Source organism: Paraburkholderia solitsugae (genome assembly GCF_013177695.1).
GTDB classification, from domain to species: Bacteria; Pseudomonadota; Gammaproteobacteria; order Burkholderiales; family Burkholderiaceae; genus Paraburkholderia; species Paraburkholderia solitsugae.
Genome location: NZ_WOEY01000027.1, coordinates 38724 through 57307, shown reverse-complemented (window position 1 = coordinate 57307; position 18584 = coordinate 38724). Strand labels below are relative to the sequence as shown.

The following is an 18584-nucleotide window of genomic DNA, read 5'->3' as shown; positions in this document are numbered from 1 at the left end:
GTCGGTCGAGCGCTTTCACCCTGACCGGACGTGCCGATTATTCCACCGGGAATTATTATCGGTCAATCACTAATAATATTAATTATTGGCTTTTCTGCCTCGGTAATTACCCTCACCGAGCCGCGTTCGACGAGCGGTCCGTCGAGCTTCACGAGGCGATGACGCACCGGTGCGCCGGCCGCGCGGTTGTGCTCTTCCTGCAGCAAGGTTTCGACGGCCCAGCGCCCCAGTTCGTAGTTCGGCAGCACCACCGTCGACAGGGGCGGATGCGTGTGGCGGGCAATTTCCTGGTCGTCGTAGCCAAGCACGGAAACGTCTTCGGGCACGCGCAGGCCGAGTTGCTTCAGCGCCTCGATCGCGCCCAGCGCGGCCAGGTCGTTGGCGCAGAAAATGGCGGTCGGCGGATGGGGCTCGCGCATCAGGGACAGCGTCATTTCGAAGCCGACCCCCGAGCTCCAGTCGCCGTCGCGCACCAGTTCCGGCGCGTACGGCAGGTCGGCGGTGGCGAGCGCGGTGCGATAGCCTTTGAGACGGTCTTTCGAGGCGTCCTGCCACGGCTCGCCGTTGATATAGCCGATCCGCCGATGGCCGGAGCGCAGCAGGTAGTCGGTCGCCAGATGGCCGCCCGCGACTTCCGCCGGCACCACCGAAGACTGCCCGCCTTCGCTCGTGTAGCAGTTCAGCAGCACGGTGGGCACCTTCGCCAGCGCGGCCGGCAGGGTGACCTTGCGGGTGTAGACGGTCGCATAGATCACGCCGAATACATGCGGGTTCGACAGCGTGGCGTCGAGCACCTGCTTTTCGATGTCGGCGTTGCCGTGCGTTGAGTAGACGGCGAGCATCTTGCCGCTTGCGTAGGCCGCGTCGCGCGCACCATCGACGTTGACGACCGGGTGCGGACTGGTGGAAATCTCGTCGGCCAGATAGACGATCAGATTGCGTTCGTCATCCGAAACCGATACGGGTTCGCGCGGCGAAAGCCGGTAGCCGAGGTCGTTCGCGGTCTTCAGCACCTTGTTGCGGGTGGTCTCGGAGAATTTTGCGCCGGTCGCGTTGTTCAGGACGAGCGAGACAGTGGATTGCGACACACCGGTGAGCTTGGCGATGTCGGTCATGGTCGGACGGCGTTGAGTCGATTTTTTCATTGTGCGGGCCGCGTTGCAGCGGCGCGAAAGCAGGGGCATGCCGGTGGCATTTGTGGTGCTGACGGTACCACTAATAATATGCGTGCGGCAACGCGCGCTAACCCGTCATTTTGGGAGTTTAGGTAACGCGTTTACAGTCTCGTTATGAGCAATTTATTACTAATAATATTGACCGATCTGCTTTGGCGTGCGATTCTCGGTCGCGCGGACCCTGACGGTTCGCCGACCGCGCGCTGTGCGCGGCACGTCATAGGAGACATCGATGCGCGTTCATGCCGCCATCCGCCTGAGCCCCCGCCTTTTCTGACCATGCGCGACGTTTCCTTGAGTCCGATCCGTCCGTTCGCAACCGAGCTCACGTGGCTCGACGACCCCGTGATCGCACAGGCGCTTGTCACGCTGGTGGCCGGCGCCATGCGCGTGGTGATCGCGCCTGAAGTCGGCGGCGCGCTGGCGGCTTATTACGAGTCGACGCCGGAAGGCCCGCTGCATTGGCTGCGGCCGGCCACGCAAGCGGCGTTCGATGAACGCGATCCGTTGCGCATGGCGAGCTTCCCGCTTTTTCCCTACTGCAACCGGATTCGCGACGCGCGCTTTCAGTTCGAGGGCGGCATCGTTGATCTGAGCGGCAATGATTTGCGTTTTGCGCACGCGCTGCACGGCAATGCGTGGCGGCATCCCTGGAAGGTGGGGACGCGCACGGAAAGCTCAGTGGATTTGCACTTCGAACACGAACCGGATTCGCAGCAGCCCGGCGACTGGCCGTTTCGCTATCGCGCGCAGCAACGCATCGAGTTGATCGTCGACGCGCTGCGCATCACGTTGTCTGCCCAGAACCTCGGCGACCGGCCGATGCCCTTCGGTATGGGGCATCACCCGTACTATCCGCGCACCGCGCAGACCCGCGTCTACGCACACGTGCAAGCTATGTGGCATGCCGATGCCGACGTGCTGCCCACACATCTCGGCCCACACCCCGCGATCGATGCGCTGCGCGACGGCCTGGCGCCGGACGCGTTCGCGCTCGACAACAACTTCGCTAACTGGTCGCGCGAGGCGACGATTGCATGGCCCGACGAACACCGCCAACTGACGATGACCGCCGATGCGCCCTTCGATCATATGGTGGTATTCGCGCCTGCCAACGACGCGCAACTGTGTGTGGAACCGGTGACGAACACCACCGATTGCTTCAACGCGGCGGGCATACAGGAGCAGGTGGGCGGCTGCGTGCTGCAGCCGGGCGAGGAGATCGCCGCGACGCTGGAATGGACGCCTCGAAGAGGCTAGTTCAATCCACTCGCAACCGCGCAATATACGGCAAGTGATCTGACAGCCACGCAGTTTCCTGCGTCGGCTGGATCCATTCGATCGGCTGCATGCCGCGTATGAACATCTTGTCGAGTGCGAGCGCCGGCGAGAAGGCGGGGAACGTGCGGCCCGATTCGCCGAGCAGCGTCGCCACTTCCTGCAAGCCGTGTTCGGCGAAGAGCGGCACCGAGTCGTTGCGCCAGTCGTTGAAGTCGCCTGCCAGCACCAGCGGACCTTCCGGTGCTTCCTTCGCGATCCAGTGTGCGATCCAGTTCATCTGCCGCAAGCGTGCCGAGCGCGTGAGCGCGAGATGCGCGCACAGCAACGTGACCGAATGACCGCCAAAGGTGGCTCGCGCCACCAGCAACCCGCGCTTTTCGAAGCGATGCGCTGAGATATCCCAGCGCCCGCCAAGATCGAGTGGATGCGGCGACAAAATCGCATTGCCATGCCGCCACGACGGCTTGAACACGTTCGGCCCCAGCGCGATTTCGAGTTCGGCCGCGCGTGCGATTTCGGTGGCCTGGCAGTGCCAGACATCGCTCAACGGATCGGCGAGCGGCGAGCCGAAACTACTTGCCAGGATTGGCGAGGGCATGCGCCGCGCCATCGCTTCCTGTAAAAAATACGCGTCCGCATGGGTCGACTGAACCCAGCGCTGCATCGCCTGCCACGCCTGAAAACCGAGCGGTGTGCGGCCTTTGTGCAGATTCCAGCTCACCGCAGTGAAATCCTTGGGCGCGACGCTCTCGCGGATCAATTCTTCTGGGTTTCGCATACCGCGTTGTCCACGTGTTCTGTTGAGGCTTCGGTTATTCGCTTGAGTTCGCGCAGTTCGCAACAATTCGCGCGGGTGTGCCTTAGCTCGGGCTATTCGCAAGACTCGCTCGCACCCGATAGACCAGGTTCGGATCCTTGTCGACGATCGTCCAACTGGTCCACTGGCCGGCCGGCACTTTCAGGCCGGGATGGCTCGCGCTCACCTGACGCGGTTGCGGCGGCAGCTTGCAGCCGGTATCGGTTTGCTGCGCGGTATCTTCCTCGAATGTTTCCTGGGCTTCGATCGACAGCGTGACCGAATTCGCATCCGCCTGCAGCGGCGAGATCGTCAACGTGCGCGCCAGATCGATGCTGCCGCCGGGCTGGTCTTTACAGCCGACGTTATGCTGCACCATCTTGTGATGCGTGTCGGTGCGCGCCTGGCCGACGGTGGTGGTGCCGTCGAAGGAGTCGATCTGCTGGCCGTCGCGCACGACCTGCAACTGCCATTGCACGACCTGCTGGGTCGACCCTTGCGCGTTCGCAAGCAGCGAAGTGCCGAACAGCGCGGCGGCCAGCACGGCCGCGATACTGGTTTTCCACATAGAAGGATTTTCCGGTCACTGCGTCCGGCAGGGTAGTCAGAAGGCCATCTTACGCCTGATGGGCGGAACGCTTTTCTGACATTTCAACCCGGGCCGGGTTCAGCAACTCTGTATTTCAGATGGGGCGGGCGTTGCTGAAAACAAGCCGTTGTTAGCAGCAGAGCCGCACGACTGCTGGCTTGCACGCGAATATGGCCTCGCTACACTGGACTTGAAACGGTGCCCACCAGGCGCCGCAGCAGCAGGGCCAGTGAGACGGGGTGAATCATGACAACAGCAATGGTCAAACAGGAACTTGCCGTGGCGTCTTTCAGCCGGGTGTACGACCTCGATCAGGTCGAGCACGCGCTGAACGATCTCAGCGAAGGCGCAAACGAGGCGCTGCGCGCCACTTACGAAAAGATGCTGAAAACCGGCAATCTGCGCTTTTGCGTCAAGCCGAACCGGATGCCCTCGATCGACGATCTGATCGATGCGCTGCCCAACTTTTCAGCACCGCTCGACGACATCCGCAAGCAGGTCGCCTTGTGTCTCGAGACCGAAGACCGGCTCGAACTAATGCCGATCCTGCTGCTCGGCGACCCCGGTATCGGCAAGACGCACTTTGCCAAGCAGTTGGCGCGCCTGCTCGGTACCGCCTATCAATACGTGGCGATGAGTTCGCTGACGGCGGGGTGGATTCTGTCGGGCGCCTCGTCGCAGTGGAAGAACGCGAAGCCGGGCAAGGTGTTCGATGCGCTCGTGAACGGCAGCTACGCGAACCCCGTGATCGCCGTCGACGAAATCGACAAGGCCACCGGCGATTCGCAATACGATCCGCTCGGCGCGCTTTACGCGTTGCTTGAGCACGACACGGCGCAGGCCTTCATCGACGAATTCGCCGAGATTCCGATCAATGCCGGCCACGTGATCTGGATTGCGACGGCGAACGACGAGCGCTCCATCCCGGAGCCGATTCTGAACCGGATGAACGTGTACGAAATTCCGCCGCCAGATCGTGACGGCACACGCCGTATCGCTCAATCGATCTACGACGAGATTCGCTCGGCGCATAACTGGGGTCTGCGCTTTCCCGAAACGCTCGGCGACGCCGCGCTCGATGCGCTGAAGCTGGCATCGCCCCGTGAAATGCGGCGTGCGATTCTGAATGGCTTCGGCGCGGCGCGTATCGCCGGACGGGATCGGATCGAAGCCGGCGATATCCGTCTGGACTACGGAAATCGCCGGAAACCGATCGGTTTTTGAGGTTTTTTGCCCTCTTTTTGCTTGAAAGCCGCCTTTGGGCGGCTTTTTTATGGTCCCCAATCGGGTGTCCACGCAGGAAACACGATGAATGCTGCGACAATTGTTGCTAATTATGAGATGCGATTGCACGTCACCACACGTCACGCACAGCACCAGACCGCGCCGTGCCCGCGAAGACCGAGCGTGGCGACCGTCGACGGCGTACACTAATCCTGTCCGGCCCATACGTTTTAGACCTACTCAAGACCGAATGCCCGCAGTCGTCCGACTGCGGGCATTTCTGTCTGTGCAGCGTCGTACAATTTTGCAAAGCGGTTGCGTCAGGCCAGGTACGTTCGACAGCGAGCGGTGTGCGGTCCTCGATAGCCGCACCCTGTCTTTATGGTTATCGGGTGAACGAGGCAGTGCGCGGCGAAGTCAGCCGCGTCAAGGGACATGGATCAAATCGAATGTGTAGTGATCGGCGCAGGCGTGATCGGTCTCGCGGTGGCGCGGGCACTGGCGGCGCGCGGGCGCGAGGTGATTGTGCTGGAAGCAGCCGAAGCGATTGGCGTGGGCACCAGCTCGCGCAATAGCGAGGTGATTCACGCGGGGATCTACTATCCGCGCGGCTCGCTGAAAGCGGCGCTCTGTGTGCGCGGCCGCGAGATGCTCTACGACTACTGCGTCGAGCACAACGTGCCGCATTCGCGCTGCGGCAAACTGCTGGTCGCCACCTCGCGCAATCAGATTCCTCAGCTCGAAAGCATCATGGCGAAGGGCCGTGAGAACGGCGTACTCGACCTGATGCGGATCAACGGCGACCAGGCGCAAGCGCTCGAGCCCTCGCTCGAATGTGTGGAGGCCGTGTTCTCGCCGCAGACTGGCATCGTCGATAGTCACCAGTTGATGCTGGCGATTCAGGGCGACGCCGAGCGCGACGGCGCGGTGTGTGCATTCCATGCGCCGGTCAAGGCGATCGAGGCGAGCAACGGCCGCTTCGTCATCAATGTGGGTGGCAGCGTGCCGACCACGATCAGCGCCGCCTGTGTGATCAACAGCGCCGGCTTGCAGGCGAACGCGCTGGCGCGCAAGATTCGCGGCCTCGACGCGCGCCATGTGCCGCCACTCTACCTCGCACGCGGCAACTACTTCAGCATCTCGGGGCGGGCGCCGTTCAGCCGCCTGATCTATCCGATGCCGAACGAAGCCGGTCTAGGCGTGCATCTGACGATCGATCTCGGTGGCCAGGCGCGGTTCGGTCCCGACGTCGAATGGGTCGATGTGATCAATTACGACGTCGATCCGCGTCGTGCGGATTCCTTTTACGCGGCGATTCGCGCGTACTGGCCCGCGCTTCCCGACGATGCGCTGCAGCCCGCTTATGCGGGGATTCGTCCGAAGCTTTCAGGTCCAGGCGAGCCCGCCGCCGACTTCGTGATCCAGGGGCCGGCCGCGCATGGCGTGCGCGGGCTCGTCAATCTGTTCGGTATCGAGTCGCCGGGATTGACGGCTTCGCTGGCGATCGCGCAGCGCGTCTGCGAACTGAGCGGGCGCGCCTAATCGTCGCACCCCGGGTTTTCACCCGGGCTCTTACGCCACGCGATCAACCGGCATGCCGCGCTCGATATTCGGGCGCGGCGTCGTACCAATTCGCTTATCTCTATCATTTGAGCCATCACGCGCGGCGGCTTCGTTGCTATCCTTGGGGACCGCTGTCACGAGAACGGCGATCAGTTCAATATAAATGGAGTGAGTCCCCATGAAATCTTCCCGTCGTACGTTTTTGATCACCAGCATTGGTGTGGCATCCACCTTTGCTCTGTCGCGCCAGGCTTTCGCCGACACACCGAAGGTCGCCGAGACCGATCCGACCGCTCAAGCGCTCGGCTACAAGGCCGACGCGACCAAAGTCGACAAGGCCAAGTACGCAAAATATGCGGCGGGCGAGGACTGCGGCAACTGCAGCTTCTATCAAGGCAAGCCGACCGACGCCTACGCCGGTTGCCCGATGTTCCCGGGCAAGCAGGTCTCGGGCAAGGGTTGGTGCAGCGCATATAACAAGAAGGCCTGATTACGTTCCAGCCGCGCACACGCTCAGTGGCGCGGAAAATGCGCCGCAACATCGCGGCGCCGGACTGCGGTCCGATCATCGAGGCGTCTGCCGCCCTGCGCGACAGACGCCTTTTTGTCGCTTGAAAACAGCTTGCGCGCTCTTTACACTCCATCCGATTGCTGCGGCCGGCGCTGTTTTTTCTCAGTCACCCTGAGGCGCTTGCGCACATCTACGCTGAGACGCCGTACCACGCGACATTTTTCGCATGCTGGAGACTCGAATGGCACCAGCGTCAAGGAGCCTCAACACGCGCGCAGTCGTGGCGGCTGTGATCGGTAATGCGCTCGAATGGTACGACTTCACCGTGTTCGGTTTTCTCACGGTGGTGATCGCACAATTGTTCTTTCCGGCAGGCAATGACTATGCGTCGATGCTGCTGACCACCGCAACCTTCGGTGTCGCATTTGTCATGCGGCCGATCGGCGGCATCGTACTCGGACTTTACGCGGATCGTGCGGGACGCAAGGCGGCGCTGTCGCTCGTCATCGCGCTGATGACGCTCGGCATTCTGCTGCTGGCGATTGCCCCGCCCTATTCGGCAATCGGCATCGGCGCGCCTTTGATGATCGTGCTCGGGCGTTTGCTGCAGGGCTTTTCCGCCGGTGGTGAATTCGGCAGCTCCACTGCTTTGCTGATCGAAGCGGCGCCGTTCTCGAAGCGCGGCTTCTACGGCAGCTGGCAGATGGCGAGCCAGGCGGCGGCGCTTCTGCTCGGCGCTGTGGTTGGCGCGTTGATCACGCACGGCCTCTCGCCTGAGGCATTGAAGTCATGGGGCTGGCGCGTACCGTTCATTCTCGGCTTGATCATCGGGCCGGTCGGCTTTTATATCCGCCGGCATCTCTCCGATTCGGAAGCCTTTCTGCTTGCGCAAAAAACGGCGCGACGCGCGACGCTCGGCGAAGTGCTCACGAGCCATAGCCGCGACGTGCTGTGCGGACTCGGCGCGGTGATCGCGCTCACCGTCACGATCTACGTGCTGATCAGCTATCTGCCGACCTTCGCGGTCAAGCAACTGAAGCTGCCTTATGCGCAATCCTTTTACGCCGTGATTGTCGGCAATCTGTTGTTGACCGTGCTTTCGCCGCTGACGGGCGCATGGTCGGACAGGATCGGACGCAAGGGGCTTTCGCTGTGGTCGCTGATCCTGACGCTTGTGATCATCTACCCGCTGTTCGCATGGCTCGCGGCGGAGCCGAGCGTATCGAAACTGATTCTCGTGCAGGCGCTTCTGTCGATTACGCTGTCTGGCTATTACGGACCGTTCGGCGCGCTGATTGCCGAACTATTCCCGGCGAACGTGCGCTCGATTGGTTTATCGCTCGCGTACAACGTCGCGGTGATGCTGTTCGGCGGCTTCGGGCCTTTCGTCGTGACGTGGCTTATCAACACCACAGGTTCGCCGCTTGCGCCGACTTACTACGTGATGGGCGGACTGGCACTGTCGATCGTTGCGGTGGCCTGCATCCCCGGCAAGCGCCATGCGGATCTCGATGCGCAGCGCAAGCCGGCTTGAGCGTCTAGCTGCGCGCCGGGATCAACGGCGGCCGTTTGTCGAACCACGGCCGCGCCGCTTCGAGTTGCGCGGCTAGTCGCAACAGCGTTGCTTCGCCGCCATTACGCGTGGCGAACTGCGCACCGATAGGCAGCCCGCGCGCGTTCCAGTAAAGCGGCACCGACATCGCCGGTTGTCCGGTCAGATTGAACAGCTCCGTGCACCCCGCCCATGCGAACGCCTTGTTCGACGCTTCGGTCAGCAGTTTCTTCATCAGGGCTTCGAGCGGCATCGCCGTGACGGCGCGCATCTGCATGCGCTCAGCGGAGGTGGGGTGCATTTCGCCGATCTTGATCGGCGCGCCGGCGAGCGTCGCGCACAGGAGCACGTCGTAGCGGTTCAGCAAATCGGTAAGGCGTTCGGTAATGCGGCGCTGTTCTTCGAGCGCGGCTGGCAGGCCGCGCTCGCCGAGTTTGCGGCCGACATGCGCCATGGCCCACGTCGAGATTTCGAATTCGTCGCGCAGCGGTTTGCGGCCAGTCATGCGATCGGCGTGCAGCACCATCTCTTCCGCCGTCACCGACCAGAGCATCAGGAACGCGTGGCGAACTGCCGCGAAATCGATGCCGAGCGAAACGGGTTCGATGTTATGGCCTAGCGCACTGGCGAGTTGCGCGGCGTCTTCGAGTGCGGCGCGCGAGTCGGCGGAGAGCGAGGGCGCCAGCATCGAATCGGTGACGTAGGCGATGTTCAGTGGCTTGCAGGGCTCGCGGCTTGCGCCGAGGAATGTGCCCGGCGCGCCGGTCGGTCGGTCCGCGTTGCCTGCCAGCAGGTCGAGCAGCAATGCACTGTCGCGCACGCTGCGCGATACCGCGTGATCGATGCCGAGCTCACCGACCGCGGCGGTCGGCGTCGCGCGCGGCACACGTCCGCGGGAAGGCTTGAGGCCGAACAGGCCGCAACATGACGCGGGAATGCGGATCGAGCCGCCGCCATCCGACGCATGCGCGAGCGGCACGATGCCCGCGGCGACCGCCGCGGCCGCCCCGCCGCTTGAACCGCCGGGTGTGTGGTCGAGATTCCACGGATTGCGGCACGCGCCGAACAATTCGGGCTCCGTATAAGGCATCTGACCGAGCTCGGAGGTGCTGGTCTTGGCGAAGATATTGAGGCCGGCCGCTTTCGCGAGCGCGACGACGGGTGCGTCCTGGGTAGGAATGAAGTGCCGGTAGTGGCGGCTGCCCATCGCCATGCGCAACCCGGCGACCGCGGCGCCCAGATCCTTGATCAGATAAGGCACGCCCGCGAGCGCTGCTTGCGTGCTGCCATCATCCGGTTGGTTCGCGCCATTTGCTCTGCTCGCATCATCACGCGAGGCACGCTGACGCGCTGCGTCGTAGTCCTTCAGAACAATCGCGTTGATCGCGGGATTGACGGCCTCGGTGCGGGAGATCGCGATGTCCAGCAACTCGCGCGCACTTACTTCGCGGCTTCGAACCAGTTCGGCGAGGCCGATGGCGTCATGGGCGAGATAGTCTGATTGCACGACGGAGGGGCCCTCGCTATCGAGTGTTGGATCTGCCGGTTGCCTATGCGCATGATGAACGGCTTGGCCGGACGTCCCGTCGTCCCCCGTTTATCGATACGCATGCAAGAAGACGACGCGCCGATGGCGCGCCGTCTTCGAGAGAGTAACCCAGGTACAGGTGCGAGTTACAGGCGGCGATTGAAGCCGCGCGTTACAACCGCGAGTTACAGCCGCTCACCGAGGAAGGTCAGCGTGCGGCCATGCGCCAACGCCGAGGCGTGCTGGTTATACGACGCGCGGTCCGAGCAGTTGAAGCCGTGATCGGCATTCGGATAGATGTTGAATTCCGCATCGGTGCGGCCGGCGAAGCGTTCCTGAATCTGGCCGACAGCCGACAGCGGGATATGCGCGTCGAGTTCGCCGTAGTGGAATTGCATCGGCACTTTGATCTTCGCGGCCTGATCGAGCTTGTTCTGAATGCCGCCGCCATAGTACGCAACCGCGCCGTCGAGCGTGCCTTGCGCGGCTGCCAGATACGCGAGCTGACCGCCGAAGCAGAAGCCGATCGCCGCAACCTTGCCGGTCACTTCCGGCATCGCGCGCAGTGCCGCGGCGGCTGCGCCGATATCGGCCACCGCCTGGTCGACGTTCGTCTTTTGCATCAACTCGATGCCTTTCTCGCGATCCGCGCCGTCATACGTCAATTCGACGCGCGGCTGCACGCGCCAGAACACGTCCGGCGCGAGCGCGACGTAGCCGTCTTGCGCGTACTGATCCGCGATCGAGCGGATATGGCTGTTCACGCCGAAGATTTCCTGAATGATGATGACGGCCGGTCCCTTGCCGCCTTTGGGCAACGCCAGATAGCCGCCGAAACTGTCGCTGCCGGCGGGAATGTCGATCCAGCGGGAAGTCGTGCTCATGTTGCTCTCCATTTACCAGTGCGCTGATACGCGGTGGTCGGTCCGAATGAATGCCCGAGGCCTGAATGCCTGAAGCGGGCGGTCAGTTTGCCATCAAAAGAAACGCCTTGCAGCGAGGCCACGCACGGGCTGACGACGCTCGCCGCGCGGCGATAATCTCGTAAGGCGATTGAAACATTCTCGATAATTCATTTTTCCGCAAGCGCAGGGCTCGGTACAGTCCAAAGTATTGGCATCGTCGATGCTGCAACCGCATTGTCGGAAAGGAAGTCGATCATGAACGAAAGCAGTTTTGTGACGCCGTTCGCGGCGCGTTTCGAGTTGCGGGTGCCGGTTGTGCAGGCGCCGATGGCCGGCGGCGCAACGACGCCCGCGCTGGTCGCCGCGGTATCGAATGCCGGCGGCCTCGGCTTTCTGGCGGCGGCAGCGCTGTCGCCCGAGAAGATCGCGAGCGAAGTGGCGGCGATTCGCGCGCTGACGGATCGCCCCTTCGGCGTGAATCTGTTCGTACTGGATCCGGCCGCGCCGGACGAAGCCACCGTGCGCCACGCGCTCGAAGCAATCGATCCATTGCGCGCGGACCTCGGTTTGCCGCCGGGTCAGCCGCTCGAACGCTTTGCGCCGGATTTCCGCGCGCAACTGGAAACGCTGATTGAATTGCGCTTGCCGGTGGTGAGCTTCACGTTCGGACTGCTCTCCGCCGCCGACGTCGCCCGTTTGCATGCAAACGGCCTCTATGTAATAGGCACCGCGACGCATGTTGCCGAGGGTGTCGCCTGGCGCGACGCGGGTGCCGATGCCATCGCCGCGCAAGGCGCGGAGGCGGGCGCGCATCGCGGCACATTCATCGGTGCATTCGAGGACGCGCTGGTCGGCACGATGGCGCTCGTGCCGCAACTCGTCGATGAAACCGGCCTGCCGGTGCTGGCCGCGGGCGGCATCATGGACGGGCGTGGCATCGTCGCCGCGCTCGCGCTCGGCGCGCAAGCCGCGGTGATGGGCACCGCGTTCCTCACCTGTCTGGAAAGCGCAATACCGCAGGCATGGAAAACCCGAGTGCGTTCGATGTCGGACACGTCGACCTCCGTGACGCGCGCGATCACCGGCCGTCATGCGCGCGGCATACGCAATCCGTTGATGCAACGCTTGAGTGAGTCGGCGAAAAAGGTCGCGCCTTATCCGGTGCAAAACGCCTTGACTCAGGAATTGCGTCAAACCGCGAGCCGCGCGGAGAACAGCGACTATCTGTCTCTATGGTCTGGCCAGGGCGCGCCGCTTGGCCGCAAGCGCCGGGAAGGACTCGGCGCGGCGGAACTGGTCGGGCAACTCGAGCAGGAATGGCATGCCGCGGCAGCACGGATCGCCGCGCTCAAACGTTGATTCAGCATGACTCAGGCGCGCCTCGCAGTGACCTGCGGCGCACCTTGTTTTTAAACACAAAGCCTATTTGAACCATTAACGGTTTAACGCGCTAAAAGCTTTAGCCTGTGCTGTTAGACGAAACGCACACCTAGCGGAAACCCGCATGGGCTGGTGCTTTCCAGCCTGTCTGTCCAGTCGGAATCGGCCTCTGTTGGATAAACGCTATTAGTGTTCATCCCACTTCCTCAAAAAAGTCCCACAATTTAATTTGATGGCCTACACTTGCGCGCAAGTACGGTTTGCCGCCTGCCACAAACAGTCCGGTGAACGTGCTGGCCAAGTGCATGAACGATGCAACCGGCGTGGTCGTCCACGGGACTGAGCGACACGTGTAGGGAAGCGGGGGCACAGGGCGATTACGTTGTTTTTGGGACCGAAACTGGAGACTTACATGAACATCAAGATTCAAAAGCTTTTGCCGATCAGCGCTGCGGCCATGTTGTTTGCGTCGTTGGCAACGGGCGCGGTGGCGGACGAGGTCGTCAAGATCGGCCACGTTGCACCGTTGACCGGCGGTATCGCTCACCTGGGTAAGGACAACGAAAACGGCGCGCGCCTGGCAGTTGAAGAAATCAATGCCAAGGGCCTGACGATCGGCGGCCAGAAGATCACGCTGCAACTCGACGCACAAGACGACGCAGCTGACCCGCGTACGGCTACGCAAGTCGCGCAGAAGCTGGTCGACGACAAGGTCGTTGCAGTGGTGGGTCACTTGAACTCGGGGACGTCGATCCCGGCTTCGAAGATCTATAGCGATGCAGGCATCGTGCAGATCTCGCCGTCGGCAACGAACCCGGCCTACACGCAACAAGGCTTCAAGACGACGTACCGCGTCGTGGCAACCGATGCGCAGCAAGGTCCGGCACTGGCTAACTACGCATCCAAGACCATGAAGATGAAGAGCGTCGCAATCGTCGACGACTCGACCGCTTATGGCCAGGGTCTCGCCAACGAATTCGAGAAGACCGCCAAGTCGCTCGGCATGAACGTGATGTCGCATGATGCGACCAACGACAAGGCTGTCGACTTCCGCGCAATTCTGACGAAGATCAAGGGCGAAAACCCGGACGCGATCATGTACGGCGGCATGGACGCCACCGGCGGCCCGTTCGCCAAGCAAGCCAAGCAACTCGGCCTGCGCGCCAAGGTGCTGGCAGGCGACGGCGTGTGTACCGACAAGCTGTCGGACCTGGCTGGCGACGCAACCGACAACATCGTCTGCTCGGAGGCCGGTATGGCGCTCGAAAAGATGGCTGGCGGCGCAGCGTTCCTCGCCAAGTATCAGAAGCGTTTCGGTCAGCCGATCCAGATCTACGCTCCGTTCACGTATGACGCTGTGTACATCATCGTCGACGCTATGAAGCGTGCTAACTCGACCGATCCGGCGAAGATCCTGGCAGCGATGCCGAGCACCGACTACAAGGGTGTGATCGGTGAAACCACGTTCGACTCGAAGGGCGACCTTCAACACGGCGTGATCTCGCTGTACAACTACAAGGCAGGCAAGAAGACGCTGCTCGACGTCGTGAAGATGTAAGAGCCGCCTGACCGAAGACTGCTTTGTTTGTCTTCGATCAAGTAGTTAAAAGGCACGCGAGCCGCATGGCTCGCGTGCCTTTTCTTTTGGGCACCTGCGTGCGAGGCTGGCGGGTTTGAGAACATTGTTTGGGAGAATGCCGTGACCCCTGAGATCCGTTCGATCGATAACGGCTGGCGCCGCTGGATCGCCGAGAATCTGCTGCTCGACGCACCACCGCCCGCCGTGCATGGTGCGCTGGTCGGACATGGTTTCGACCCTGCCGAAGCGGTGCGCGAAATCGAGGCTGCGCTCGCGAGTCCTTACTTTGAGGGTGCGGTGCGGTTGCGCAATCGTTTGCGCAAGCGCGAATGGATCTTGTCGGTGTACGGCACGCTCAATCGCCTGCGCGCTGGAAGCGGTGTGATTGAAAGGCGCGGGCGCCTATCGCGCGACGAATTCTTTGAGCAGTACTACTTTCAGAACCGGCCGGTCATCATCACCGGCGCTTTCGATTTCTGGCTGGCGCGCACGCAGTGGAATTTCGACTACTTCCGCGAGCGTTGCGGCGATTGCGAAGTCGAAGTGCAGTTCGGCCGCGAGTCGGATGCGAATTATGAAGTCAATCAGCCGAAGCTCAAGCGCATGATGCGCTTTGCCGATTATGTCGATCTCGTCGAGCGTAGCGGCCCGACTAACGACTTCTACATGACGGCCAATAACACCTCACATAATCGCGCGGCACTCGCGGCGTTATGGTCCGATGTGCCGGCTATCGGTGAGTATCTCGATGCCGGATCGCCCGATACCGGGTTTTTCTGGATGGGACCGGCGGGAACGAAGACGCCGTTTCACCATGATCTGACCAATAACTTCATGGCGCAGGTGATCGGCCGCAAACAGATCAAGCTGGTTCCGTTGTCCGATACGCCGCATATGGCGAACACGCTGCATTGCTATTCGCAGGTGGACGGTAGTGCGATCGATTACGAACGCTTCCCGTCGATGCGTCATGCGCATTTGATGGAATGCACGCTCGAACCCGGCGAATTGCTGTTTCTGCCGATCGGCTGGTGGCATTACGTGGAAGGACTCGATGCATCGGTGACCATGACGTTCACCAATTTTCTGCAACGTAACGACTTCTCGCGTGATTACGTGACGTATCACGAATTGTGATGTGCCGTTGGATGCGCGGGCGCTTTGGATTGCGGCGATAAAAAAACGGCGAGCCGGTTGACCCGGCTCGCCGCCCCCCTTCGACGCTTGTTTTGCCGCGCCGTTAATTGCTGTCGTTATTCGTATTCGTCACTTCTTCGGCGCCAGACCGCCCAGACCGCCGAGCAAACCGCCACCCGTGGTGCCGCCCGTCGAGCCCGCCGCACCGCTCAATGTGCCGGTAACGGTGCTCAGCAGACCTGTGATCGGCGCGAGCGGGTTGCTGGTCCCACTTGTGCCGCCTGAACCCGAACCGGCAGCCGACCCGAGCGCGCCTGTCAGCGACGACACCGCGCCCGTCACCGGTGCCAGCGGGTTGCCGCTGCTACCCGTCGTGCCGCTCAATGCGCCGGTCACCGAGTTCACCACGCCGGTCAGCGGTGCAAGCGGGCTGCCCGAGCCGCCACCGACGCCGCTGAGGCTGCCGGTGACCGTGCTGAGGACGCTGGTCAACGGCGCAAGCGGACTGCTCGAGCCGCCGGAGAGGCCACCGAGACTGCCGGTCACTGTGTTGAGGACGCTGGTCAGCGGCGCCAGCGGACTGGCCGAGCCGCCGCCTACGCCACCGAGACTGCCGGTGACCGTGCTGATGACGCTGGTCAGCGGCGCCAGCGGGCTGCCCGAGCCGCTGCCACCGGTGAGGCCGCCGCTCAAGGTACCGGGCAAAGCGGTGAGAATGCTGGTCAGCGGCGCCAGCGGGTTGCCCGTCGCGCCGCCGCTGCCGCCCGGATTCAGGATGCCGGTGAGGCCGCCGAGCGGGTTGCCGCTGCTGGAACCGCCCGCGGTCAGCAGGCCGCCGGCCGACGTGACGGTGTCGCCGAGCTTGGTCACGACATTGCCGAGGTTCTGGCCGATCGGGTTGTTGGTCGCGCTGCTGAGCTGGCTGCCGGCGCTGTCGAGGCCATGTCCGATGGTCGACAGCAGACCGTTCAGCGGTGAGCCGAGACCGGTCGTATCGCCGACGGTTTGGGTCGTTTGTGCGAGCGTGCTGGTGATCGGCGTGATCGCGGTGCTGAGCGTTTGCGTGACTTGCTGGACCGGGCCGTTTGTCAGCTGTGAGCCCAGTTGCGTGCCAAGGCCGCTGACTGTATTGCCGAGTGTCGAGACGGTGCTGCCGAGCGGCGTGGTCAGCGGGCTGAGCGGCGCGGTCGGACCGCTGCCGAGACTCGTCACGAGCTGGCCGGCGCTGTTGACGGCCTGGCCTGCGTCATAAACCAGGTTGCCGCTGCTCGCCAGCGTCGTGCCGAGCGGGTCGGTGGAATTGCCGAGCTGACCGAGGCCGTTCGCCGCGCCTGTGCCGACCGCAGTGACACCTGCGCCGAGGTTCGAGACGACGTTGCCGAGCGCGGTGGTGGTGGCGGGATTCGCACCGGGAACCGGCGTGAGGCCGATCTGGCTGCCGATCGCAGAGACGGTTTGGCCGGTCGCGCCAATCACATTGCCTGTGTTCTGGACGACGACGCCGATTGGATTGGCGCTGCTCGGCGTCGGTGTCGGTGTGGGCGTCGGAGTCGGAGTCGGAGTCGGCGTGGGTGTAGGCGTCGGTGTGGGTGTTGGCGTGGGCGTCGGAGTTCCGCTTCCCGAACCTGAGCCCGAGCCGGAACCCGAGCCGCTGCCGGAACCACTACCCGAACCGGCCTTGACGCCCGGCAGGGTCAACGTGCTTCCGCATCCGGTCAGTAAGATCATCGACGTCACGCACATGGCGATCGCCGACAGTTTGAAATTGCGATTCATGGTCTGCTCCCCCGTAATTTGGACACTGGCTGGGGAGCTAACTGCAAGGCCTATGCCATTTCTGTTTGAACGGCCAATTAACAGATTAAATTCATATGAATCAACAGGTTGTGAGTATTGATGTGAAGCAGGGAACGTGTTGATGCCACCGATGTGGTGGGGAACACATCAGCGTGCAGGCCTCGCGTAACGTAACGTAAGGTTGTGACTTTTCGTATGGCGTGACATTCGCCGATGCAGCAGCAGCGCCCGTCTGCGTCAGATCTTCAAACGCCTCAGCACCTTCGGACCCGCGATCGCGATCAGCGCCGAACACACGGCCACCACGGACAAACCGATCGGCAAGCTGGTCGCCTGCGTCACCGCGCCGATGATCACCGGCCCGAACAACAGCCCGAAGTACGCCAGCCCGGCCACGTGCGCGAGCCCTTCGGCCGCGTGAATGCCTTTGACGCTCGCCGCCGCAGCGAATAGCACGGGCATCATATTCGCGAGCCCGAGACCCATCAGCGTGAAGCCGATGAGGGCGGCGACCGGGTTCGGCAGCAGCAGCGCACCGACCATCCCCGCGCAGGCGAGCGACGCGCTCGCCATCACCAGTTGCGGTGCACCGAAGCGTGCGCGCACGGCGTCGCCGGCGAAACGCGCCGCTGCCATGCCGCCTGAAAACGCCGCGTAGGCCGCGCTCGCGAGGGCCGGCGTGGACAGCACGACGTCGCGCATGTAGACGGTCGCCCAGTCGTACATCGCGCCTTCGGCGATCAGCGCGACCAGCGCCATCGCGCCGAGCGCCCACAAGGCCGGCGAGCGCCAGCGGTTGGCGCGTGGTGTGGCGGCGTCGGGATGGTCAGCGTGCGGCACGTGCGGCAGCACCGAAGGGCAGGCCGCGATCAGCACCAGCGCGCTGGCTGCCGCAGCCAGCGCGAGATGCACAGCCGGCGCCATGCCGCGCGCCAACAAGGCGCCGCCCACTGCCGCGCCGAACATCCCGCCGACGCTGAACATGCCGTGCAGCGACGACATGATCGGCTTGCCGAGCGCCTTCTCGACAGCGCTGGCTTCCGCGTTCATCGCGACGTCGAGCGTGGCCATGCCCGCGCCGAAGATCGCCAGCACGAGCAGCAACATCCAGTAAGCCGGCACGATCAGGATCAGCGCCGCACACGCCGACATCACGAGACCGCCCGTCAGGCAGGCGCGGCGCGTGCCAACCCGCGCGATCCACGAAGCATTCGCCGCCATTGCGCCGATCGAGCCGCCGGCCACGGCCAGCAGCGCGAACGAGAGCAACGCCGCATTCAGATGGAAGCGGTCGCGCACGGTCGGCACATGCACCCCCCACGACGCGTACATCATGCCGGCGATGAAGAACACCGCCATCGTGGCGATACGGGCGCGCTGCCGTGCGGTGTCGGAGAGATCGCGATGGGCAGCGGGGAGGGCGGCGAATTCGGAGGAGCGGTCGGACACTGAACTCTCGTGGAGGGGCCGCGCAAGAAAGCGCGTTGAAAGCGAATTTCCGATTCTAACGAAGCGCGCTGTCTTATGCTTGGAGTGGATTGATCCAATGCTTATTCATCGAGGAACG

Annotated in this window: 16 protein-coding genes; 8 read left to right on the top strand and 8 right to left on the bottom strand. The window is 63.0% G+C overall.

Going from position 1 to position 18584, the window contains the following annotated elements:
- Positions 1 to 62 precede the first annotated feature (62 nt).
- Positions 63 to 1115 (bottom strand): LacI family DNA-binding transcriptional regulator, encoded by a 1053-nt coding sequence (locus GNZ12_RS06970; RefSeq protein ID WP_172309705.1) that lies wholly within the window; start codon positions 1113 to 1115, stop codon positions 63 to 65.
- A 339-nt stretch (positions 1116 to 1454) separates the two neighbouring features.
- On the opposite strand from GNZ12_RS06970, the gene GNZ12_RS06965 reads away from it, so the two are divergent.
- On the top strand, positions 1455 to 2435 hold the full coding sequence (locus GNZ12_RS06965) for an aldose 1-epimerase (protein WP_172309650.1): 981 nt from the start codon (positions 1455 to 1457) through the stop codon (positions 2433 to 2435).
- A gap of 1 nt (position 2436) precedes the next feature.
- Here the strand turns inward: GNZ12_RS06965 and GNZ12_RS06960 are convergent, their stop codons facing one another.
- A complete protein-coding gene (locus tag GNZ12_RS06960; protein WP_172309649.1) occupies positions 2437 to 3234 on the bottom strand; it encodes an endonuclease/exonuclease/phosphatase family protein in 798 nt (265 codons plus the stop codon).
- An 82-nt stretch (positions 3235 to 3316) separates the two neighbouring features.
- On the bottom strand, positions 3317 to 3820 hold the full coding sequence (locus GNZ12_RS06955; RefSeq protein WP_172309648.1) for a hypothetical protein: 504 nt from the start codon (positions 3818 to 3820) through the stop codon (positions 3317 to 3319).
- Positions 3821 to 4087: 267 nt separating this feature from the next.
- Between GNZ12_RS06955 and GNZ12_RS06950 the strand changes: the two genes are divergently transcribed.
- Together GNZ12_RS06950 and GNZ12_RS06945 are read left to right on the top strand one after the other, a co-directional pair.
- Complete coding sequence (locus GNZ12_RS06950; protein WP_172309647.1) at positions 4088 to 5065, top strand: AAA family ATPase; 978 nt, start codon at positions 4088 to 4090, stop codon at positions 5063 to 5065.
- Positions 5066 to 5500: 435 nt separating this feature from the next.
- Positions 5501 to 6607, top strand: a complete 1107-nt coding sequence (locus GNZ12_RS06945; protein WP_172309646.1) for an NAD(P)/FAD-dependent oxidoreductase — start codon at positions 5501 to 5503, stop codon at positions 6605 to 6607.
- A gap of 30 nt (positions 6608 to 6637) precedes the next feature.
- Here the strand turns inward: GNZ12_RS06945 and GNZ12_RS06940 are convergent, their stop codons facing one another.
- A complete protein-coding gene (locus GNZ12_RS06940) occupies positions 6638 to 6808 on the bottom strand; it encodes a hypothetical protein (RefSeq protein WP_172309645.1) in 171 nt (56 codons plus the stop codon).
- On the opposite strand from GNZ12_RS06940, the gene GNZ12_RS06935 reads away from it, so the two are divergent.
- Positions 6807 to 7118, top strand: a complete 312-nt coding sequence (locus GNZ12_RS06935) for a high-potential iron-sulfur protein (protein WP_172309644.1) — start codon at positions 6807 to 6809, stop codon at positions 7116 to 7118. The two genes, GNZ12_RS06940 and GNZ12_RS06935, sit on opposite strands and share 2 nt — an antisense overlap.
- Positions 7119 to 7380: 262 nt before the next feature.
- Complete coding sequence (locus tag GNZ12_RS06930; RefSeq protein ID WP_172309643.1) at positions 7381 to 8673, top strand: MFS transporter; 1293 nt, start codon at positions 7381 to 7383, stop codon at positions 8671 to 8673.
- Positions 8674 to 8677: 4 nt separating this feature from the next.
- Here GNZ12_RS06930 and GNZ12_RS06925 read toward each other — a convergent pair whose 3' ends face one another.
- The gene (locus GNZ12_RS06925; RefSeq protein ID WP_172309642.1) at positions 8678 to 10198 is read right to left on the bottom strand and encodes an amidase; all 1521 of its coding nucleotides are present in this window, start codon (positions 10196 to 10198) and stop codon (positions 8678 to 8680) included.
- Between the two features lie 206 nt (positions 10199 to 10404).
- The gene (locus GNZ12_RS06920; RefSeq protein WP_172309641.1) at positions 10405 to 11103 is read right to left on the bottom strand and encodes a dienelactone hydrolase family protein; all 699 of its coding nucleotides are present in this window, start codon (positions 11101 to 11103) and stop codon (positions 10405 to 10407) included.
- A 276-nt stretch (positions 11104 to 11379) separates the two neighbouring features.
- On the opposite strand from GNZ12_RS06920, the gene GNZ12_RS06915 reads away from it, so the two are divergent.
- The 3 genes from GNZ12_RS06915 (at position 11380) to GNZ12_RS06905 (ending at position 15220) form a co-directional block, all read left to right on the top strand.
- Positions 11380 to 12483: an NAD(P)H-dependent flavin oxidoreductase gene (locus GNZ12_RS06915; protein WP_172309640.1), complete on the top strand. Its 1104-nt coding sequence runs from the start codon at positions 11380 to 11382 to the stop codon at positions 12481 to 12483.
- A gap of 433 nt (positions 12484 to 12916) precedes the next feature.
- A complete protein-coding gene (locus GNZ12_RS06910) occupies positions 12917 to 14062 on the top strand; it encodes a branched-chain amino acid ABC transporter substrate-binding protein (RefSeq protein ID WP_172309639.1) in 1146 nt (381 codons plus the stop codon).
- Between the two features lie 141 nt (positions 14063 to 14203).
- Complete coding sequence (locus GNZ12_RS06905) at positions 14204 to 15220, top strand: cupin-like domain-containing protein (RefSeq protein ID WP_172309638.1); 1017 nt, start codon at positions 14204 to 14206, stop codon at positions 15218 to 15220.
- A gap of 129 nt (positions 15221 to 15349) precedes the next feature.
- Here the strand turns inward: GNZ12_RS06905 and GNZ12_RS06900 are convergent, their stop codons facing one another.
- Together GNZ12_RS06900 and GNZ12_RS06895 are read right to left on the bottom strand one after the other, a co-directional pair.
- On the bottom strand, positions 15350 to 16996 hold the full coding sequence (locus GNZ12_RS06900; protein WP_172309637.1) for a collagen-like triple helix repeat-containing protein: 1647 nt from the start codon (positions 16994 to 16996) through the stop codon (positions 15350 to 15352).
- A 258-nt stretch (positions 16997 to 17254) separates the two neighbouring features.
- Complete coding sequence (locus GNZ12_RS06895; protein WP_172309636.1) at positions 17255 to 18466, bottom strand: MFS transporter; 1212 nt, start codon at positions 18464 to 18466, stop codon at positions 17255 to 17257.
- Positions 18467 to 18584 lie beyond the last annotated feature (118 nt).

What these genes read in the sequence shown, in the direction of transcription:
- GNZ12_RS06970 (WP_172309705.1), bottom strand. Translation starts at nt 1,115, where the DNA reads ATGACCGACATCGCCAAGCTCACCGGTGTGTCGCAATCCACTGTCTCG.
- GNZ12_RS06920 (WP_172309641.1), bottom strand. Translation starts at nt 11,103, where the DNA reads ATGAGCACGACTTCCCGCTGGATCGACATTCCCGCCGGCAGCGACAGT.
- GNZ12_RS06935 (WP_172309644.1), top strand. Translation starts at nt 6,807, where the DNA reads ATGAAATCTTCCCGTCGTACGTTTTTGATCACCAGCATTGGTGTGGCA.
- GNZ12_RS06960 (WP_172309649.1), bottom strand. Translation starts at nt 3,234, where the DNA reads ATGCGAAACCCAGAAGAATTGATCCGCGAGAGCGTCGCGCCCAAGGAT.
- GNZ12_RS06965 (WP_172309650.1), top strand. Translation starts at nt 1,455, where the DNA reads ATGCGCGACGTTTCCTTGAGTCCGATCCGTCCGTTCGCAACCGAGCTC.
- GNZ12_RS06900 (WP_172309637.1), bottom strand. Translation starts at nt 16,996, where the DNA reads ATGAATCGCAATTTCAAACTGTCGGCGATCGCCATGTGCGTGACGTCG.
- GNZ12_RS06930 (WP_172309643.1), top strand. Translation starts at nt 7,381, where the DNA reads ATGGCACCAGCGTCAAGGAGCCTCAACACGCGCGCAGTCGTGGCGGCT.
- GNZ12_RS06940 (WP_172309645.1), bottom strand. Translation starts at nt 6,808, where the DNA reads ATGGGGACTCACTCCATTTATATTGAACTGATCGCCGTTCTCGTGACA.
- GNZ12_RS06915 (WP_172309640.1), top strand. Translation starts at nt 11,380, where the DNA reads ATGAACGAAAGCAGTTTTGTGACGCCGTTCGCGGCGCGTTTCGAGTTG.
- GNZ12_RS06945 (WP_172309646.1), top strand. Translation starts at nt 5,501, where the DNA reads ATGGATCAAATCGAATGTGTAGTGATCGGCGCAGGCGTGATCGGTCTC.
- GNZ12_RS06955 (WP_172309648.1), bottom strand. Translation starts at nt 3,820, where the DNA reads ATGTGGAAAACCAGTATCGCGGCCGTGCTGGCCGCCGCGCTGTTCGGC.
- GNZ12_RS06910 (WP_172309639.1), top strand. Translation starts at nt 12,917, where the DNA reads ATGAACATCAAGATTCAAAAGCTTTTGCCGATCAGCGCTGCGGCCATG.
- GNZ12_RS06950 (WP_172309647.1), top strand. Translation starts at nt 4,088, where the DNA reads ATGACAACAGCAATGGTCAAACAGGAACTTGCCGTGGCGTCTTTCAGC.